Source organism: Rhodoferax ferrireducens T118 (assembly GCF_000013605.1).
GTDB classification, from domain to species: domain Bacteria; phylum Pseudomonadota; class Gammaproteobacteria; order Burkholderiales; family Burkholderiaceae_C; genus Rhodoferax; species Rhodoferax ferrireducens.
In genome coordinates this window covers 1,644,455-1,659,565 of sequence record NC_007908.1, presented here as the reverse complement: position 1 = coordinate 1,659,565, position 15,111 = coordinate 1,644,455, and the positions used below count along the sequence as shown (strand labels likewise).

19 protein-coding genes are annotated in these 15,111 nt (G+C 63.6%); 9 read left to right on the top strand and 10 right to left on the bottom strand.

Annotation, left to right across the window (positions count from 1 at the left end; genetic code table 11):
* Positions 1–16: 16 nt before the first annotated feature.
* From RFER_RS07770 to RFER_RS07750, 5 genes are all read right to left on the bottom strand, one after another.
* Positions 17–835: an NYN domain-containing protein gene (locus tag RFER_RS07770; protein ID WP_011463842.1), complete on the bottom strand. Its 819-nt coding sequence runs from the start codon at positions 833–835 to the stop codon at positions 17–19.
* A gap of 65 nt (positions 836–900) precedes the next feature.
* A complete protein-coding gene (locus RFER_RS07765; RefSeq protein WP_011463841.1) occupies positions 901–1,446 on the bottom strand; it encodes a universal stress protein in 546 nt (181 codons plus the stop codon).
* A 5-nt stretch (positions 1,447–1,451) separates the two neighbouring features.
* Positions 1,452–2,207, bottom strand: a complete 756-nt coding sequence (locus RFER_RS07760) for a Crp/Fnr family transcriptional regulator (RefSeq protein WP_166485687.1) — start codon at positions 2,205–2,207, stop codon at positions 1,452–1,454.
* A gap of 157 nt (positions 2,208–2,364) precedes the next feature.
* On the bottom strand, positions 2,365–3,057 hold the full coding sequence (locus RFER_RS07755; protein ID WP_011463839.1) for a response regulator: 693 nt from the start codon (positions 3,055–3,057) through the stop codon (positions 2,365–2,367).
* A complete protein-coding gene (locus RFER_RS07750; protein ID WP_011463838.1) occupies positions 3,054–4,541 on the bottom strand; it encodes a PAS domain-containing sensor histidine kinase in 1,488 nt (495 codons plus the stop codon). The genes RFER_RS07755 and RFER_RS07750 overlap by 4 nt, the downstream gene beginning before the upstream one ends.
* 290 nt (positions 4,542–4,831) lie before the next feature.
* On the opposite strand from RFER_RS07750, the gene RFER_RS07745 reads away from it, so the two are divergent.
* From RFER_RS07745 to RFER_RS07730, 4 genes are all read left to right on the top strand, one after another.
* Positions 4,832–5,260: an Hsp20/alpha crystallin family protein gene (locus tag RFER_RS07745; RefSeq protein WP_011463837.1), complete on the top strand. Its 429-nt coding sequence runs from the start codon at positions 4,832–4,834 to the stop codon at positions 5,258–5,260.
* Between the two features lie 178 nt (positions 5,261–5,438).
* Positions 5,439–6,665 carry a multidrug effflux MFS transporter gene (locus tag RFER_RS07740; protein WP_011463836.1) on the top strand — a complete coding sequence of 409 codons (1,227 nt, stop codon included), beginning with the start codon at positions 5,439–5,441 and terminating at the stop codon, positions 6,663–6,665.
* Entirely contained in the window at positions 6,652–7,704 is a 1,053-nt protein-coding gene (gene miaA / locus RFER_RS07735; RefSeq protein WP_011463835.1) for a tRNA (adenosine(37)-N6)-dimethylallyltransferase MiaA, read from the top strand. The genes RFER_RS07740 and miaA overlap by 14 nt, the downstream gene beginning before the upstream one ends.
* Complete coding sequence (locus tag RFER_RS07730) at positions 7,701–8,354, top strand: ABC transporter ATP-binding protein (protein ID WP_011463834.1); 654 nt, start codon at positions 7,701–7,703, stop codon at positions 8,352–8,354. Before miaA ends, RFER_RS07730 begins: the two co-directional genes overlap by 4 nt.
* A 17-nt stretch (positions 8,355–8,371) precedes the next feature.
* Here the strand turns inward: RFER_RS07730 and RFER_RS07725 are convergent, their stop codons facing one another.
* From RFER_RS07725 to RFER_RS24025, 4 genes are all read right to left on the bottom strand, one after another.
* Positions 8,372–8,803: an ExbD/TolR family protein gene (locus RFER_RS07725; RefSeq protein WP_011463833.1), complete on the bottom strand. Its 432-nt coding sequence runs from the start codon at positions 8,801–8,803 to the stop codon at positions 8,372–8,374.
* Complete coding sequence (locus RFER_RS07720; protein ID WP_011463832.1) at positions 8,793–9,218, bottom strand: ExbD/TolR family protein; 426 nt, start codon at positions 9,216–9,218, stop codon at positions 8,793–8,795. The genes RFER_RS07725 and RFER_RS07720 overlap by 11 nt, the downstream gene beginning before the upstream one ends.
* Before the next feature lie 3 nt (positions 9,219–9,221).
* Entirely contained in the window at positions 9,222–10,124 is a 903-nt protein-coding gene (locus RFER_RS24875; protein WP_011463831.1) for a MotA/TolQ/ExbB proton channel family protein, read from the bottom strand.
* 70 nt (positions 10,125–10,194) lie between these two features.
* Positions 10,195–10,470 (bottom strand): hypothetical protein, encoded by a 276-nt coding sequence (locus RFER_RS24025; protein ID WP_166485613.1) that lies wholly within the window; start codon positions 10,468–10,470, stop codon positions 10,195–10,197.
* Positions 10,471–10,511: 41 nt separating this feature from the next.
* Between RFER_RS24025 and RFER_RS24540 the strand changes: the two genes are divergently transcribed.
* Genes RFER_RS24540 through ybgC form a run of 4 tightly spaced genes read left to right on the top strand, consistent with a single transcriptional unit; the run spans position 10,512 to position 11,743 of the window.
* Positions 10,512–10,787: a hypothetical protein gene (locus RFER_RS24540; protein WP_049765629.1), complete on the top strand. Its 276-nt coding sequence runs from the start codon at positions 10,512–10,514 to the stop codon at positions 10,785–10,787.
* Entirely contained in the window at positions 10,784–11,095 is a 312-nt protein-coding gene (locus RFER_RS22935; protein ID WP_166485612.1) for a hypothetical protein, read from the top strand. Before RFER_RS24540 ends, RFER_RS22935 begins: the two co-directional genes overlap by 4 nt.
* Positions 11,096–11,154: 59 nt before the next feature.
* Positions 11,155–11,286, top strand: coding sequence for a hypothetical protein (locus RFER_RS24870; protein WP_279587701.1), 132 nt, complete (start codon positions 11,155–11,157; stop codon positions 11,284–11,286).
* 16 nt (positions 11,287–11,302) lie between these two features.
* Entirely contained in the window at positions 11,303–11,743 is a 441-nt protein-coding gene (gene ybgC, locus RFER_RS07700) for a tol-pal system-associated acyl-CoA thioesterase (protein ID WP_011463829.1), read from the top strand.
* A 49-nt stretch (positions 11,744–11,792) separates the two neighbouring features.
* Here the strand turns inward: ybgC and RFER_RS07695 are convergent, their stop codons facing one another.
* Positions 11,793–12,254, bottom strand: a complete 462-nt coding sequence (locus RFER_RS07695; protein WP_011463828.1) for a CBS domain-containing protein — start codon at positions 12,252–12,254, stop codon at positions 11,793–11,795.
* A 225-nt stretch (positions 12,255–12,479) separates the two neighbouring features.
* Here RFER_RS07695 and RFER_RS07690 point away from each other — a divergent pair, with 225 nt between their 5' ends.
* A complete protein-coding gene (locus RFER_RS07690; protein WP_011463827.1) occupies positions 12,480–15,083 on the top strand; it encodes an ABC transporter permease in 2,604 nt (867 codons plus the stop codon).
* Positions 15,084–15,111 lie beyond the last annotated feature (28 nt).

Genomic DNA, 15,111 nt, shown 5'->3' with positions numbered 1-15,111 from the left:
CGGCGCGAGCGCGCCTTCAGCGCAGACGGATCACCTGGTCAAAATCGCCTTTGCGAATCTCGACCAGCGCCTCCATCGCCTTCACCATGGCGGAGAAGCTGGCGTAGCCATGGTCTTTGGTGTCAAAAGTGGGGTCCAGCCGTTTGATCATGGGCCAGATCGCCCCCTTGTTGACCCAGGCATCACCCTGGGTCTCGGCCAGCAGGCGAATAGCGCGCTTGAAGATCTCGGCGGCGGCGTTCACCGGCTCGGGCGGCCCACTGGGCACCAGCGCATCCGAGGGCAAGCCATCCATGACGGCCGGCGTTTCCACCAGGTTTTCGTAGTAACGGAACTCATGGCAGCTCTTGGCCCAATGCCGGTTGGTCGATTTGCGTGCGCCCACACCAATCAGCGTGCGCCCGGCCGCCTTGATCTTTTGCGACACCGGCATGAAGTCGCTGTCGCCGCCCACGATCACGATGGTGCCGATATGGCCAAAGCGGCTGATGTCCTCCACCGCATCCAGGCAGAGCTTGATGTCGGCGCCGTTTTTGGCCGACGCACCGGGTGAAAACAACTGAATCAGTTCCACCGCACCCTGCAGCAGGGCATCGCGGTAACGGCCAAAATATTGCCAGTTGCAGTAGGCGCGGTTGATGGCAATCGGGCCGAAAGACGCCGCCAGCTCCACAATCGCCTGCACGTCCACCAGCGGCTCCTGCGCCTTGAAGCGCCCATCGGGCTTGTTGTAAGCCCCCTCACCGAAGCGCGCCTCGCACAGGCTGGCGTGCAGGTTCTCGAAGTCCCAATAAAGCGCGACCGACTTGTTTTCTTCTCTGTCACTTCTGCTCAAGATGTTTTCCTGGTGATGGCGGGTGGGCCGATGCTAACCGGCACCACATCTTGAGAGCAGACAGATCAGGGTTCGATGGCGTTTTGACGCATCAATTCTTCCGCGCGGGCTATTTCTTCGTCCGTCGGATGATCCACCATGACGGGCACATGGGCCTGGGTCAAAGTCTTGAGTGCGACACTGCCCAAGAAGGCGCGGGACAAGCCACCCCGCCCGTGCGAACCCATAAAGATCATGCCGCAGTGCTCGCGTTGGGCGAGCTCCACAATGGCTTGTGCCGTATTGCCATTGAATTCAATTCGCGTCTCCACTGGCACGCCCTGCTTGGCAGCCGCATCGGCCACCAGGCCCAGATACCTTTCTGCGACGGCTCGGCACTGCGTCTCGTAATCCGCCTCCGAAGGGTACTCAAAAGGAATACCACCGACATACACCGGGTACTGATAAACCGGTATCGAATTGAAGGCAACAATGCTCGCCTGCAGACGCTGTGCAAATTCCACCGCCTTGAGCGCCGCCGCCATCGACAGGGCGGAGCCATCGGTCGGAACCAGAATGGATTCGACTTTGGGACTGTCCCTTGTCAGCGTCACCACATTGCTGACAGCCATGATCTCTAATGCTCAAATTTGCGCAGCGCTTCCAGCGAGAGGATTTTGATTTCACGCCGTTCCACTGCAATGATGCCCAGATGATCCAGTGCCGAAAAGGCCCGGCTCACTGTCTCCAGCGTCACATTGAGGTGGTTGCCGATGTCGCGCCGCGTCATGGGCAAAGTGAAGCGATTGGGCGAGTAGCCCATGGTGTTGAAGCGTTCTGACTGGATGCGTAAAAACCGCGCCACGCGCGCTTCAGACTTGGTTGAATGGTAGGAGGAATAGGCCGACTGCTCCTGAACAATCTCGCGGCTGATGGCCCAATAGGCCATGCGCTCAATGTCGTTGCAGCTGCGCCCAGGTGAAAACAGCTCACTGGAGGGAATCTTGATCAGGTCGCAGTCGGTCAAGGCCGTCACCTCGCTCAGGTACTTGTTCTTGCAGACACCATCAAAACCCAGCAGGTCGCCCTTCATGGGGAAGGCCAGCACATGCTCGGCGCCATCCACATGGGTCATCGTTGTTTTTAGCGCGCCCAGGCGAACCACATAAAGCCCGTCAAACACCTGACCCATGCCCAACGCGGTCTGGCCCGCCTTGAGACGCCGCCGCCGGAACAGGCTGGTGTCATTGAGCCCCTGCAAATGACCATCAAAACGCAACAGGCTCAATACCTCAGAGAAGTCCGACCAGCGCTCGTCACTCTCCAGCTTGAGCGCAGGTTGATGGAAAGAGTGATCCCAGCGAGCCGCGCTCGGTAATGTTTGAACGTTCATCATATGGTTTTTCTCTCGTGCCGGAGGCCGCACCCGGTGGGCGCCTAAGCCAATCCCTGGAGGCAACTTTAGGCGGCACCTCGCATCTCGTCTGTAGGGAGATATAGACGCCTTGCGCGGGCAGCCATGGACAATTAAGGCAACGCGAGCACCAAATTCACTGCTGTTCCACTTTTCCTAGGGCCCCGTCCGTGGCGCGGCGGCTACGGTTGGTTGACTCGTCGGCATCGATCAGCTTATGGCGCACGGCCAGTCGCACCAGGCCCGGGACGTCGCGCACACCGAGCTTGGCCATCAGGCGACTGCGGTAGGTGGCGACCGTTTTGGGCGACAAATGCAGTTGAGTGCCAATTTGGGAGCTGGAAGCGCCCTTGACCACCATGATGATGATTTGTTGTTCACGCGGGGACAGCGTGCTTAACGGATCTTCGTCCTTGAGCGTAAACACCTGCAGCGCGAGGTCGGCCACTTCGGCACCCAGATGTTTCTTGCCACGCACCGCCGCGTCAACCGCGCTCAGCAGATCGCTGACCGCTGAGCCCTTGAGCACATAGCCGCTGGCGCCCATGCGCAAGGCCTCGGCCACCTGGCGCGGCTGCGCCGACATGGTCAGCACCACGCAGCGCGTCGGCAGGTGGCGCCGTTGCAGCTCAGCGAGCAACTCGAAACCCGAGCGCTCACCCAGATTCAGGTCGAGCAGCAGCACCTCGGGGCGCATGCGCAGCAAATCTGCCAGGGCTTCGGTCGGGTCGGCTGACTCACCCACCACCTTGTGACCCTTGGCCTCGAGCAGGGCGCGCAAGCCTTCGCGCATGATCTGGTGATCATCAACCAGGTAAACGCCGGTCATAGGGCACCCCATTCAGAATCAGAATCAGGCTCAGGCTGCCAATAAAAACTTACACATGTACCACGGCCTTCACCGGCGCCCACCGTCACCGTCGCACCAATCGCCTGCGCCCGCTCGTGCATACCGAATACCCCCAGGTGACCACTTGGAACAGCGGCGCCGGCCGGGATGCCGACCCCGTTATCAGACACCTGCAACTGCAATGACTGCTGCGTGCCCACCAGACGCACCGCGATGGCCGACGCGTTCGCGTGGCGCAAGGCGTTTTCAAGTGCCTCGCGGGCCACCATGAAGGCCGCATATTCAACCTCACCGGGCCAGCGCATCGGCTCAATCTCCGGCGGCACGTCAATCGAGAAGTCGATCTGGGGTTGGGTCAGCGAACGGTTGCGCAACTCATTGTCGAGCGCGGCGACGAGCCCCTGGTCCTCCAGCAAGGGGGGACGCAAATCAACCAGCACTTGCCTGACCTGCTGGATTGCATGGCCAACGAGCTTGCCCAGTTGCGCCTGTTGCCTCTGCACGGCGACCGGGGTATCTTTGGGTTGCACGGCCTGAATGGTTTCATGCGCCATGCGAACCGCGGCCAGTGTCTGGCCCAATTGGTCATGCAGCGTCTTGGCCAACTGCTTCACCAATGTTTTTTCCTGCGTCATGAGCCGTTGCGTCAGCTCCGAGAGTTGCGCCCTGGACTGCCGGAATTTGGCTTGCGAGCGGGCGCGCTCCGTGACATCACGCAGGCAGGCAATCAGCCGCCGCTCCTGGTGGACGATCACCTGTGAGAGTGTGCCTTCCAGGTCCAGTTCCTGGCCGTCGGCGCGCAAGCCTTTGACAACGCCCATGCCCATCATGTGGCTGGTCGCCCCGGAGTCGGCAAATGAGCGCAGCTGCTGCGGATGCTCGGCCCGATAGCGTTCAGGCAACAGCAGTGCCATGTTTTGACCCAGCATTCGCTCACGACTGTAACCAAAGATGCGCTCGGCGCCAGGGTTGAACACTTTGATCAAGCCTTCAACCGTGATGCTGATGATGGCATCGGTGGTCGAGTCCAGCACAGCAGCCAGTGTCTGGTGCTCCTCTTGCAGTTGCTGCTTGGCACGCTGCTGCGCCGTCAGATCGCGCACCAGCGCGAGGCGCGCCTGGATGCCGTCAAGTTCAACATATTCGGTCACCACCTCGACGTCAATCAGGTCACCATTGGCGAGCCGGTGCCGCCACAGTGTCTGGGTTACGGGCTCGCCACTCGCCAGTTGCAGGTGTTGCTGCGCTTGCGCCGCTTCGTCTGGCGGATGAAGGTCAAGCACGCTCAAGCCGACAAACGCCTGCTTGCTGTACCCATACTGCGCCAGGGCGGCGTCGTTGACGGCCAGCATGCCCAGTGTTTGCACGTCATAAACCCACATCGGCAGCGGACTTTTCTCAAACAGCAGCCGATAGCCAATATCGAGCTTGCGCGCGGTGTCTTCAGAAAGAGGTGTCTCCATGCGCGGCTTCAGTCAGGGTAGAGGTGGTGGACGACGATCATGCTGCTTCAAGGTCATAGCCATGGGAATTACCTCAATGAACACGAAATACTTATAAGTTACTACATGCAACAGCGTATAGCTTAAACGACCCGGCTGCGGGGCTGTGCATTAATTTCCGCTGGCTTGCGAGTTATCAAATCATCAGCCCTTGGCATGCGTAACCTTGATTTGTTGCGGTCCCGCAGGCCCATGCCAGAGCGAGCGCGACGCACATTCCGTGTGCCAACTCTCCAATGAAAGGAACCATCATGGCCAGCTTACGTTTGTTTGATCCCGCCCTCACCGATCCTTTTGAGACCATGTTCAGGCGCTTCGCGGCGCCCATGCGCACCGACAGAACGCTGGACGATCTGGACATCCGGGTTGATGTGGTCGAGAAGGACGGCATGTACAAGGTTCGCGCCGACCTGCCCGGCGTGAAAAAAGAAGACATCAATGTCCGCATCGACGGCAACCTGGTGCAAATTGACGCCGAGACCAAGGGTGAAAAAGAATTCAAGGGCGAGGGCGGAAAAGTGCTGCGCAGCGAGCGCTACTACGGCTCCGTCTCCCGCTCCTTCACCCTGGCGCAAGACGTGGACGAAAGCAAGGCCGTCGCCAAGTACGAAGACGGCGTGTTGTCCCTGGATCTACCCAAAAAGGCGACCACGGAAGCCAAGAAACTGACCGTCCAATAAACGAATCGGGGGCAGACCACGTTTTCTCGTGGCCTGTCTTTTCTCGGCGCTCTTGTTCCACTGATTGCCGCGTGATTCGCCGTTCTGGCGTTGACGCCAACGCGGCAAGTCATGGCTGCCCCATCGTCCTCGCAGCAGCGGTCGATCACGGCAAGGCTGATCTGATACGCTCAGCCGAATGCCTGCTCGACCCGCCACCCCTGTCGCTGCCGCCATGCCGCCCGGCCTGGTCATTTTGCTGCTCTCTTTGCTGCTGGGGCTACAGCCCATCACCACCGATTTGTACCTGCCCGCACTGCCGGCGTTGACCGCCGGTTTTGGCGCGCCGATGGCGCAGGCGCAACTCACGCTCTCCGCCTTGCTGTTGGCCTTTGGCCTGTCACAACTGGTCTGGGGGTCGCTGTCGGACCGCTTTGGCCGGCGCCCGATTCTGCTGTGGGGCATGGCGGGCTATGTGCTGGCGTCGATTGCCAGCACACTCGCACCCAGCATGGTCATGCTGATTGTCTGGCGCACGGTGCAAGGCGCGGCCATGGGCGCGGGCGTGATGTGCGCGCGCGCCATCGTGCGTGACCTGTACACGCCCCTGCAGGGCGCCCGCGTGATGTCCAAGGGCTTGAGTGGCCTGGGCGTCATTGCCTGCCTGAGCGCGCCACTCGGTGGCCTGCTGGCAGGCTGGTTCAACTGGCGCGTGGCGTTGCTCGCGCTGGCCGTTTTTGGCGCCGTCTGCCTGGCGCTGATTGCCTGGCGTTTTAGCGAGACTTTGGCTCAGAAAAATCGACAGGCACTGCACGCCGCCATCCTGGCTCGCACCTGGATGACCATCGTGCGCAACCCGACTTTTGTCGCGTTCTCGGCGCTGTCAGCGGCGTCCTATGGCGGTTTGTTCACGTTTCTGGCGGCATCGTCGTTTGTCTTTATTCAGGTGCTAGGCTGGCGCACCAGCACCTACGGGCTGCTGATGTTCTCCAATGCGCTGGCGTATCTGCTGGGCACTTTTTTGTGCCGCTACTGGCTGGCGCGTTTTGGGGTCCGGCGCTCCGTGGCGCTGGCCGGCGCCCTGTCGCTCAGCGGGGGCACTTTGATGGGCGTGATGGCGCTGACCGGGCTGCACAACGGCTGGGCCCTCATGCTGCCGCAGTACCTGTTCATGCTCGGCCACGGCGTGCACCAGCCGTGCAGCCAGAGCGGCGCGGTGGGGCCGTTCCCGCAGGCCGCCGGTGCCGCATCCGCCTTGAACGGTTTCTTGATGATGATCACCGCCTTTGCCATGGGCGGCTGGCTCGGCACCCACATGGATGGCACGGTGCGGCCACTGGCCTTGGGTGTGTGGTTCTGGAGCGTATTGATCGCGTTGGCGGCATGGACGCTGGTGCAACGACAAGGCCAACATGATGAACACTGAACGCCCGGCAGGCCCTCTTCGCCCGCCGCACCCGCCGCACCCGCCTCGCTACCTGGCGCTGGCGGGCCCCACCGCCTCCGGCAAAACCGCTGCCGCACTGGCCATCGCGCGTGTGCATGAGGTCGAGATCATCAGCGTCGACTCGGCACTGGTCTACCGCGGCATGGACATCGGCACGGCCAAGCCCAGCGCAGCAGAACTGGCCGCGGTGCCGCACCACCTGATCGACATTCGCGACCCGCTGCAGGCCTACAGCGCCGCCGAGTTTGTGGCCGACGCGCAGGCCCTCATCGCCGCCATCACGGCGCGCGGCAGACTGCCGCTGCTGGTGGGCGGCACCATGCTGTACTTCAAGGCGCTGCTGGAAGGGCTCGACCCCATGCCCAAAGCCGACCCAGCCACGCGTGCACTGATCGCCACAGAGGCAGCCGAACAAGGCTGGCCCGCGCTGCACGCCGCGCTGGCCGAAGTGGACCCGGTGAGCGCCAAGCGCCTGCACCCGGCGGACTCACAACGCATTGCCCGGGCGCTGGAGGTTTACCGGCTCTCGGGGCAGCCGCTGTCGTCCTTTCAGACTACTAAATTAATAGCAACCAACGAAGGTGTGACGGGGGCTAGAGGCCAAAAATGTTTAAATATTCCTGAAAATGACAGGTGCCTGATTTCACTCGAACCGCAAAACCGCGCCTGGCTGCACCAGCGCATTGCCGAGCGCTTTGATGCCATGCTGGCGGCCGGTTTTATAGACGAGGTGCGAGCCCTGCGCGCACGCGGCGACCTGCAGGCCGATTTACCCGCCATGCGCTGCGTCGGTTACCGGCAAGCCTGGCAGGCGCTCGATGGCTTGTGGCCGATGAGCGAGCTGCGCGACAAGGGCATCTGTGCCACGCGCCAGCTCGCCAAGCGCCAGCTGACCTGGCTGCGCTCCATGCCGGAGCGCCGCGTGGTGGCCTGTGACGCGCCCGATGCGCTGGATCAGGTGCTGGCGCTGGCGCGCGACTTTGTGAATGCAGGGAACAAGCTGCAAGGTCAACCATGAGTCTGGTGGTCTCCAATTTAAGCAAGCACTACGGCGCGGTGCCGGTATTTGCCAATGTGTCCTTGAGCGTGCCCGACGGCGAGTTTGTGGCGATCGTGGGGGAGTCCGGCGTTGGCAAGTCCACCCTGCTCAACTGTCTGGCCGGGCTGGACCAGTGGGACAGCGGCTCGGTCGTTCTCGATGGCCTTGATCTGGGGCAGTTGAACGACGACCAGCTGGCGCGCCTGCGGCGTGAAAAAATCGGTTTTGTATTCCAGGCCTTTCACGTGCTGCCGCACCTGGATGTGGCGCAAAACGTGGCGCTGCCCTTGATGCTGCTGGGCCAGCACGATGATGCCCGGGTGCAGGCCATGCTGGCAGCGGTGGGCCTGGGCGGCCTGGGCGCGCGCCTGCCGCAGCAGCTCAGTGGCGGCCAGTTGCAGCGCGTGGCCATTGCCCGCGCCCTGGTGCACCGGCCAAAACTGCTGCTGGCCGACGAGCCCACCGGCAACCTGGACCCCAGCACGGCCGCAAAAGTGATGGACGCCCTGATTGAGCAGGCCCGCCAACAACACGCCTCGCTGGTGCTGGTCACCCATTCACAAGCCGCCGCCACCCGCGCCGACCGGGTGCTGCGGCTCGCTGCGGATGGTCTGTTCACGCCCGGCTGATCCCTGCCGCGCAGGCTTCAACGGGCGTACTCGTCCAGACCCACCACCCCTATTTTTTGCAGGCCCATCTGCTGCGCGGCCGTCAGCACCGCGGCCACGGTGTCGTACTTGGCGCTACGGTGCGCCCGGATGTGAATCTCGGGCTGCTCGCTCAGTTGTGCTGCAGCCTGCAGGCGCTGGTCCAGCTCGACGCGGCCGGCCACAGGCTGACCGTTCCATAGCAACTGGTTCTGGGCGTTGACCTCGATCTTGACCACCAGCGGTTCGGTTGGCATGGACAGTGGCGCGCCGGCCGGCATTTCCATATTGACCGAGTGCAGTTGGATCGGGATGGTGATGATGAGCATCACCAGCAGCACCAGCAACACGTCGATCAGCGGCGTGATGTTCATCCCCGAAGCGACATCGAGTTCTGTCGGGTCCGACGCCTCGTCAAAATCAATGGCCATGAGGCGGCTCCGTCACAAAGCCAATGCGCGTGATGCCGGCCTGCTGGCAGGCATACAGCACCCGCGCCACGGCCTCAAAGTCGGAGCGGGCGTCGCCCCGAATGTGCACCTCGGGCTGCGGGGTTTGCCGGGCCATTGGCGTGAGCTTGTCTTGCAGGCTTTGCGCGTCAGTCAGCCGGGCATCAAACCAGTAGGTGCCGCCACGGGCATCGACCGAGATCACGACGGTTTGCGGCTGGCTCTGCTGCAACTGGTTCGCCTCCCGGGGCAAGCGCACGGCCACCGAGGTGTTGATGACCGGAATGGTGATCAGAAAAATAATCAGCAGCACCAGCATCACATCCACCAATGGCGTGGTGTTGATCTCGGACAGCACGGCGTCGTCCTCGCCCTCCTCCCGGTAGGTGATCGCCATGACTCAGGCCGCCTGGCTGGCAGCGCCGGCGCGCTGGCTTTTGTCGATTTCAACCAGCAGCAGGGTGTGCAACTCGGAGCCAAAACCCTTGACCGCGTGCAGCGTGACCCGGTTGCGCCGCACCAGCCAGTTGTAGCCCAGCACCGCCGGCACCGCCACGGCCAAACCCAGCGCCGTCATGATGAGCGCCTCACCCACCGGTCCGGCAACTTTTTCGATCGATGCCTGGCCCGAAACGCCGATCGTCACCAGCGCGTTGTAAATGCCCCAGACGGTGCCGAACAGCCCAACAAATGGCGCCGTCGACCCGATGGTGGCCAGCACCGACAGCCCTTCCTGGCTGCGCATCTGCAGCGTCGCCACCGAGCGCACGATGTCCTGACTGAGCCAGCTGTTCATGTCAACCTGGCCGGCCAAGCTGTAGTAGCGGCGTGCAGCCTCCAGCGCCGACTCGGCGATGAAGCGAAACGGGCTGGCCTTGTCCAGGCCTTCGACGCGCTTGTTCAAGGCGTCCGCAACGGCAAAGGCTTTCTTTGCTGCTTTCGCCTGCGCGCTCAAGCGGCCCTGCGCCAGCAGCTTGGCGATGATGAAGTACCAGCTGAGCAAGGACATGAGCGCCAGCAGCAGCAGCGTCGTGCGGGCCACCAGATCCCCTTGTTGCCACACTGAGCGCATGCCGTAAGGATTGGCCAAAGACTCGCTGGCGGGCGGGGTGAGCAGCGGTGTGGCCATGGGGGGCACCGCCATGGCGGGCGAGGCGGCGGCCATGGGCGTTTCACCGGCGGCGACGGGCACTGCGGGTGCCGCGACGGGCTGCGCCTGGACCAGACCCACGGCGGCGAATGCCAGCATGAAGGAGAGCAACCAGACCGGGGCGCGTCGGGTCATGAGAAATTTTGGGGTCATGGTGGCTTCCTGGGTTTCTTGAAAAAATGGGTGAAAAAAGTGACAGGTCTTGTGGCGCCGGTGCGGGCTGCTATCTGCACTTGTCGCGCGCGGCCGCGAGCGGGAGGGTGATGAGGTTGATCAAGCTGCCACCGGCGTTGGCTGCCAAGCAATCGGGTTTTTCCGCCGCCGACACACCCTCGGCCAATCGGTCGCGCCGCTGGCCACCGTTGAGCTGCTCGTTGGCCAGCTCGGCCAGACTGCGTTGCCGCGACGGGTTGTACATGTGCGGGTACAGGCCCAATGGCGGCTTGGCAGCAGCCGGCGCCGCTTGCGCCCCACCGGCTCCCGTGGGCGGTGGCGCCAAGGGCACATGTTCTGCCGGAGTAATGGCAGCAGGCCGAGCCGGTGCGGCAGTTGGTGCAGGGGCGGCTGAAGGGACCGCAACGGCCGCTGGTGCTGGTGCTGGTGCTGGTGCTGGTGCTGGTGCTGGTGCTGGTGCTGGCGTTGGCGTTGGCGTTGGTGCTGGCGTTGGCTCAGGTGCTGGTGCTGGTGCAGGGACTGGCTCGACAGCAGGTGCGGGTGCCGGCACCGGCTCCGGCAGGGGCTCGGGGAGAACTGGCGACTCTGCTTTCGGCGGCTCCGGTAATGGAATCGGTGGCGCGGGCAGAGGCGGCGGCTTGACAGTCGGGGGTGGTGGCTCCAGCAGTTTGTCTGGCGGCAGTTCGATGGCCTTGGGGACGGCTGCAACCGGTTCGGGCGCGGCCTTGGGCGTGAGCACCGGCGTCCGCATTGGTACGGTGATACGGGTCGGCGCAGGCGTCGGCGTTGGCGGCTTTTCCCGCAGCAAGGTGATGGGCGCGAGGTACTGCACCACGTTGCGCACCGTGTGCATGACCGGTGTCGACTGCAGCACCAGCCACAGCAGCGCGACGTGCAAAACCCCTGCCGTCACCACGGCGGGCATGGACAAGCGAGGCCGGGGCAACTGACGCTCCGCCAGTGGGTTAACCAAGCTCACGGCGATGACTGCAGGATTGGACAATCGATCATGACGACTATCTTACTTGGAGCCGCGTCGGCCACCGCCGCGGCGCAGACCCTGTGTCGGCGCACACCGCCGCAAATCTTGAGTCCGAAAGGCGATTGGCTCAACAAATTGCGTGCGCGTCCATGGCGCTAGCGCATGGCTGTGAATAATGGGGGCTTTTCATCCCGACTGGATAACCGTGCCTCAACTCTGCAATCCTTTCACCTTACGTGTCTATTGGGAGGACACCGACGCCGGCGGCGTGGTCTTTTATGCCAATTACCTCAAATTTTTCGAACGTGCGCGCACGGAATGGCTGCGTTCCCTGGGCGTGGAGCAAAGCGCTTTGCAGGCGCAGACGGGCGCCATTTTTGTGGTGGCTGATGTGCAATTGCGCTACCTGGCTTCGGCCAGACTGGACGACCTGATCCAGGTCTCGGTCAAGGTGGTGGCGCAGGGGCAGGCGTCCATGCAACTGGAGCAACAGGCCTGGCGCGGTGACACCCTGCTGGCGCAGGGGCTGATCCGCGTGGGCTGCGTCGATGCTGCCAGTCTGCGCCCCCGGCGCATGCCAGAGCAAGTGTTGATGGCCTTGGGTGCTCAGCCTTGACGCGACAAGCGGCAGCACGCTCATTGGAGCCCGGCTCCTTCCAGGTCACTTACTTTCGAAGCTGGCGTTCGCGCTTGCCCTCACTGTCGATGGCGGCCACCAGCAGCCCCAATTCCTGCGCCAGGACGTCGAGCACATCGTCGAGCGTGACCACACCCAGCAGTTCGTCCTGAGTGCCGACCACCGGAATGCGCCGCACACCCTTGCGGCGCATGGTGTGCATCAGGTCAATCAGCGAGTCGTCCTCGCGCGCGGTCACCAGGTCGGTGGCCATCACGTCTTCCACCCGCAGCGTGGCAGGATCAAGGTCGGAGGCGACGACCGCGGTGACGATATCGCGGTCAGTCAGCAAACCCACCACGATGCGCTTGCCCTCCACTTCATCCACCACGACCAGGCAGCCGACATGGTTCTCCCGCATCAAGCGGGCGGCGCCGGGCAAGGTCGTGGCCTTGAACGCGACGCTCACGTTGCGGGTGCAAATCTCGCCGGTGGTTAAACGTTGACCCATTTTTTTCTCCTTGTTTTGCCGCGTATGGCAAATGGCTGGATGGACAGGACGTCCATCAGCAGGAATCGATTCTGGAAGCAGACCAAGCCCGAGCGCTTGAGCTTTGTCAAGCAGAAGACCACAAAGCCGAGCCGCCACTGAACCCTAGAATGAAACCGGAAATGAAACCCGAAGTCAGACCGGACTGAAGCAATCCGGGCTTGGCCTCATCTATTGACGTTATTGATGTTCGACCTTCTGAAAACCTTCTCCTGGCAGGAGCTGATCCAGCATCCGTGGCGCAACGCCGCTGCCGTGGTGGCGGTGATGCTGGGGGTGGCGCTGGCGTTTTCGGTGCAGTTGATCAACGCGTCGGCACTGGACGAGTTCTCGCAGGCGGTGCGCTCCGTCAACGGCCAGCCCGACCTGGAGCTGCGCAGTGTGCGAGGCAGTTTTGACGAGGCGGTATTTGCCCGCGTGGCGCGTCACCCCCAAGTCCGGCTCGCCAGCCCGGTGCTGGAACTGGGCAGCTACACCCAGGCGCCGGACGGGCACCGCGCGGCCGTGCGCGTGGTCGGGATCGACGCGCTGGTGGTGCCGTTTGTGGCGCCTGACCTGATGCCGCGGCCGCTGGCTGCTGTCGACCGGCTGGCGCTGTTTGCGCCCGACACCGTGTTTTTGAACGCGGCGGCGCAAAAGAATGCGCAGGGCTCGGTGCTGCGGCTGCAGAGTGGCCTGCAAATGCACGCGGTCACGGTGGCCGGGAGCGTGCGTGCCGGCGGCGCGGCGCTGGCGGTGATGGACATTGGCGCGGCGCAAGAGCTGTTTGGCAAGCAGGGGCAGCTCACCCGCATTGACCTGAGGCTGCAAACGGGCGTCGACGCCGGCGCTTTCATGCGCGAGCTGCAAAGCGCGCCGGACTGGCCACCCGGACTGAGCTTGAGCCCGCCCGGCGACGCGCAGACACAAGCCCAGGATCTGTCGCGCGCCTACCGCGTCAACCTCAGCGTGCTGGCGCTGATTGCCCTGTTCACCGGGGCATTTCTGGTGTTTTCGGTGCTGTCTTTGAGCGTGGCCAAGCGTGCGCAGCAGTTTGCCTTGCTGGCGGTGCTGGGCCTGAGTGCGCGCAAGCGGCTGGCGCTGGTGCTGTGGGAGTCGCTGGCGCTGGGGGTGATTGGCAGCGCGGCCGGTATTGCATTGGGCACGGCCTTGGCCGCGCTGGCGCTGCGTCTGCTCGGCGGTGATCTGGGTGGCGGCTTTTTTTCCGGGGTCTCACCCCAGCTGCAGTGGAGCGGCTGGGCCGCCCTGGGCTACGGCGTCCTGGGGCTGGTGGCAGCCTTGGTGGGCGGCTGGTGGCCGGCGCGGCGGGCGCAGGGCCTGCCCCCGGCACAAACGCTCAAAGGGCTCGAAGGCGCGCAGGGAATCCGCCACAGTCACTGGATCAGTATCGTTTTAATAGCTACTAGCGCCCTGTTGACGAGGGCTCCAGCCTTTTTTGGCATACCACTGGCGGCTTACGTGTCGGTCGGCTTGCTGCTGGTGGGCGGCATCACCGCGCTGCCCTGGCTGATTGGCGTGCTGCTGGACCGGCTGGCGCCGCGGGTGGCGCGGCACACCTTGCCACTGCTGGCGGTGGAGCGGGCGCGCCGGCAACGCGAGTCGGCGGCGGTGGCCGTGAGCGGCGTGGTGGCCTCGCTCAGCCTGGCCGTGGCGCTGACGGTGATGGTGGCAAGTTTTCGAGAATCGGTGACCGTGTGGCTGGACCGCGTGCTGCCAGCCGACCTGTATGTGCGCAGTTCCAGGTCCTTGAGCGCCAGTGACACGGTGTACTTCACGCCTGAATTTGTGCGGGCTGCGGGCCAGTTGCCGGGGGTGCAAAAGGTGCAGACCCAACGCCTGGTGTCGCTCAAGCTGGACCCGGCGCAGCCGCCGGTGGCGCTGATCGCCCGCGACCTGCTTGAGCCGGCGCGCAGCCTGCCGCTGGTGGGTGATGCGCTGGCGGTGCCGCCAGGGCAGATTGGCATCTATGTGAGCGAAGCGATGGTGGACCTGCATGGCGCCCGCGTAGGCACGGTGTTTGCCCCGCTTTCAGCATCATTTAGGGCTCTAGCCCCCGTCGATAGGTCGCAGGCAGCTAGTTTTTTCGTAGCAGGTGTGTGGCGTGACTACGCCCGCCAAAGCGGCGCCATCGCGATGGACCAGCGCGTGTTCGAACGCCTCACCGGCGACCAGCGCGCCAACGACCTGGCGCTGTGGCTCAACAACCCGGGCGAGGCCGAGGCGGTGCAGCAGGCGGTGCGGGCGCTGGCCGATCGGGGCCTTGGGGTGGCTCATGGCGAAGAGGCTGCTGCCGCTGCTGGCAGCCAGGGCAACGCCAGCGAGTTGCTCGAATTTGGCACCGCCAGCCAGATTCGAGTCACCTCGCTGCGCATCTTTGACCGCAGTTTTGCGGTGACCTACTGGCTGCAAGCGGTGGCGATTGCGATTGGCTTGTTTGGTGTGGCGGCCAGCTTCAGCGCCCAGGTGTTGTCGCGGCGCAAAGAGTTCGGCCTGCTGGCGCACCTTGGCTTGAGCCGCCGCCAGATTCTGCAATTGGTCGCCCTGGAGGGCGGCGCCTGGACCAGCGTGGGCGCCATCGCCGGGCTCGGCTTGGGGCTGGCAGTGTCGGTGGTGCTGGTGCATGTGGTGAACCCGCAAAGCTTTCACTGGACCATGGAACTGATGCTGCCGTGGGGCCGCCTGCTCCTGCTGTGCCTGGCCGTGGTGCTGGCGGGCACCATCACCGCCTGGCTGGCCGGCCGTGCGGCGGCGGGCAAGAACGCGGTGCTGGCGGTGAAGGAAGACTGGTGAAGCGGCGCAAGAGAAGAATACGTGCCAC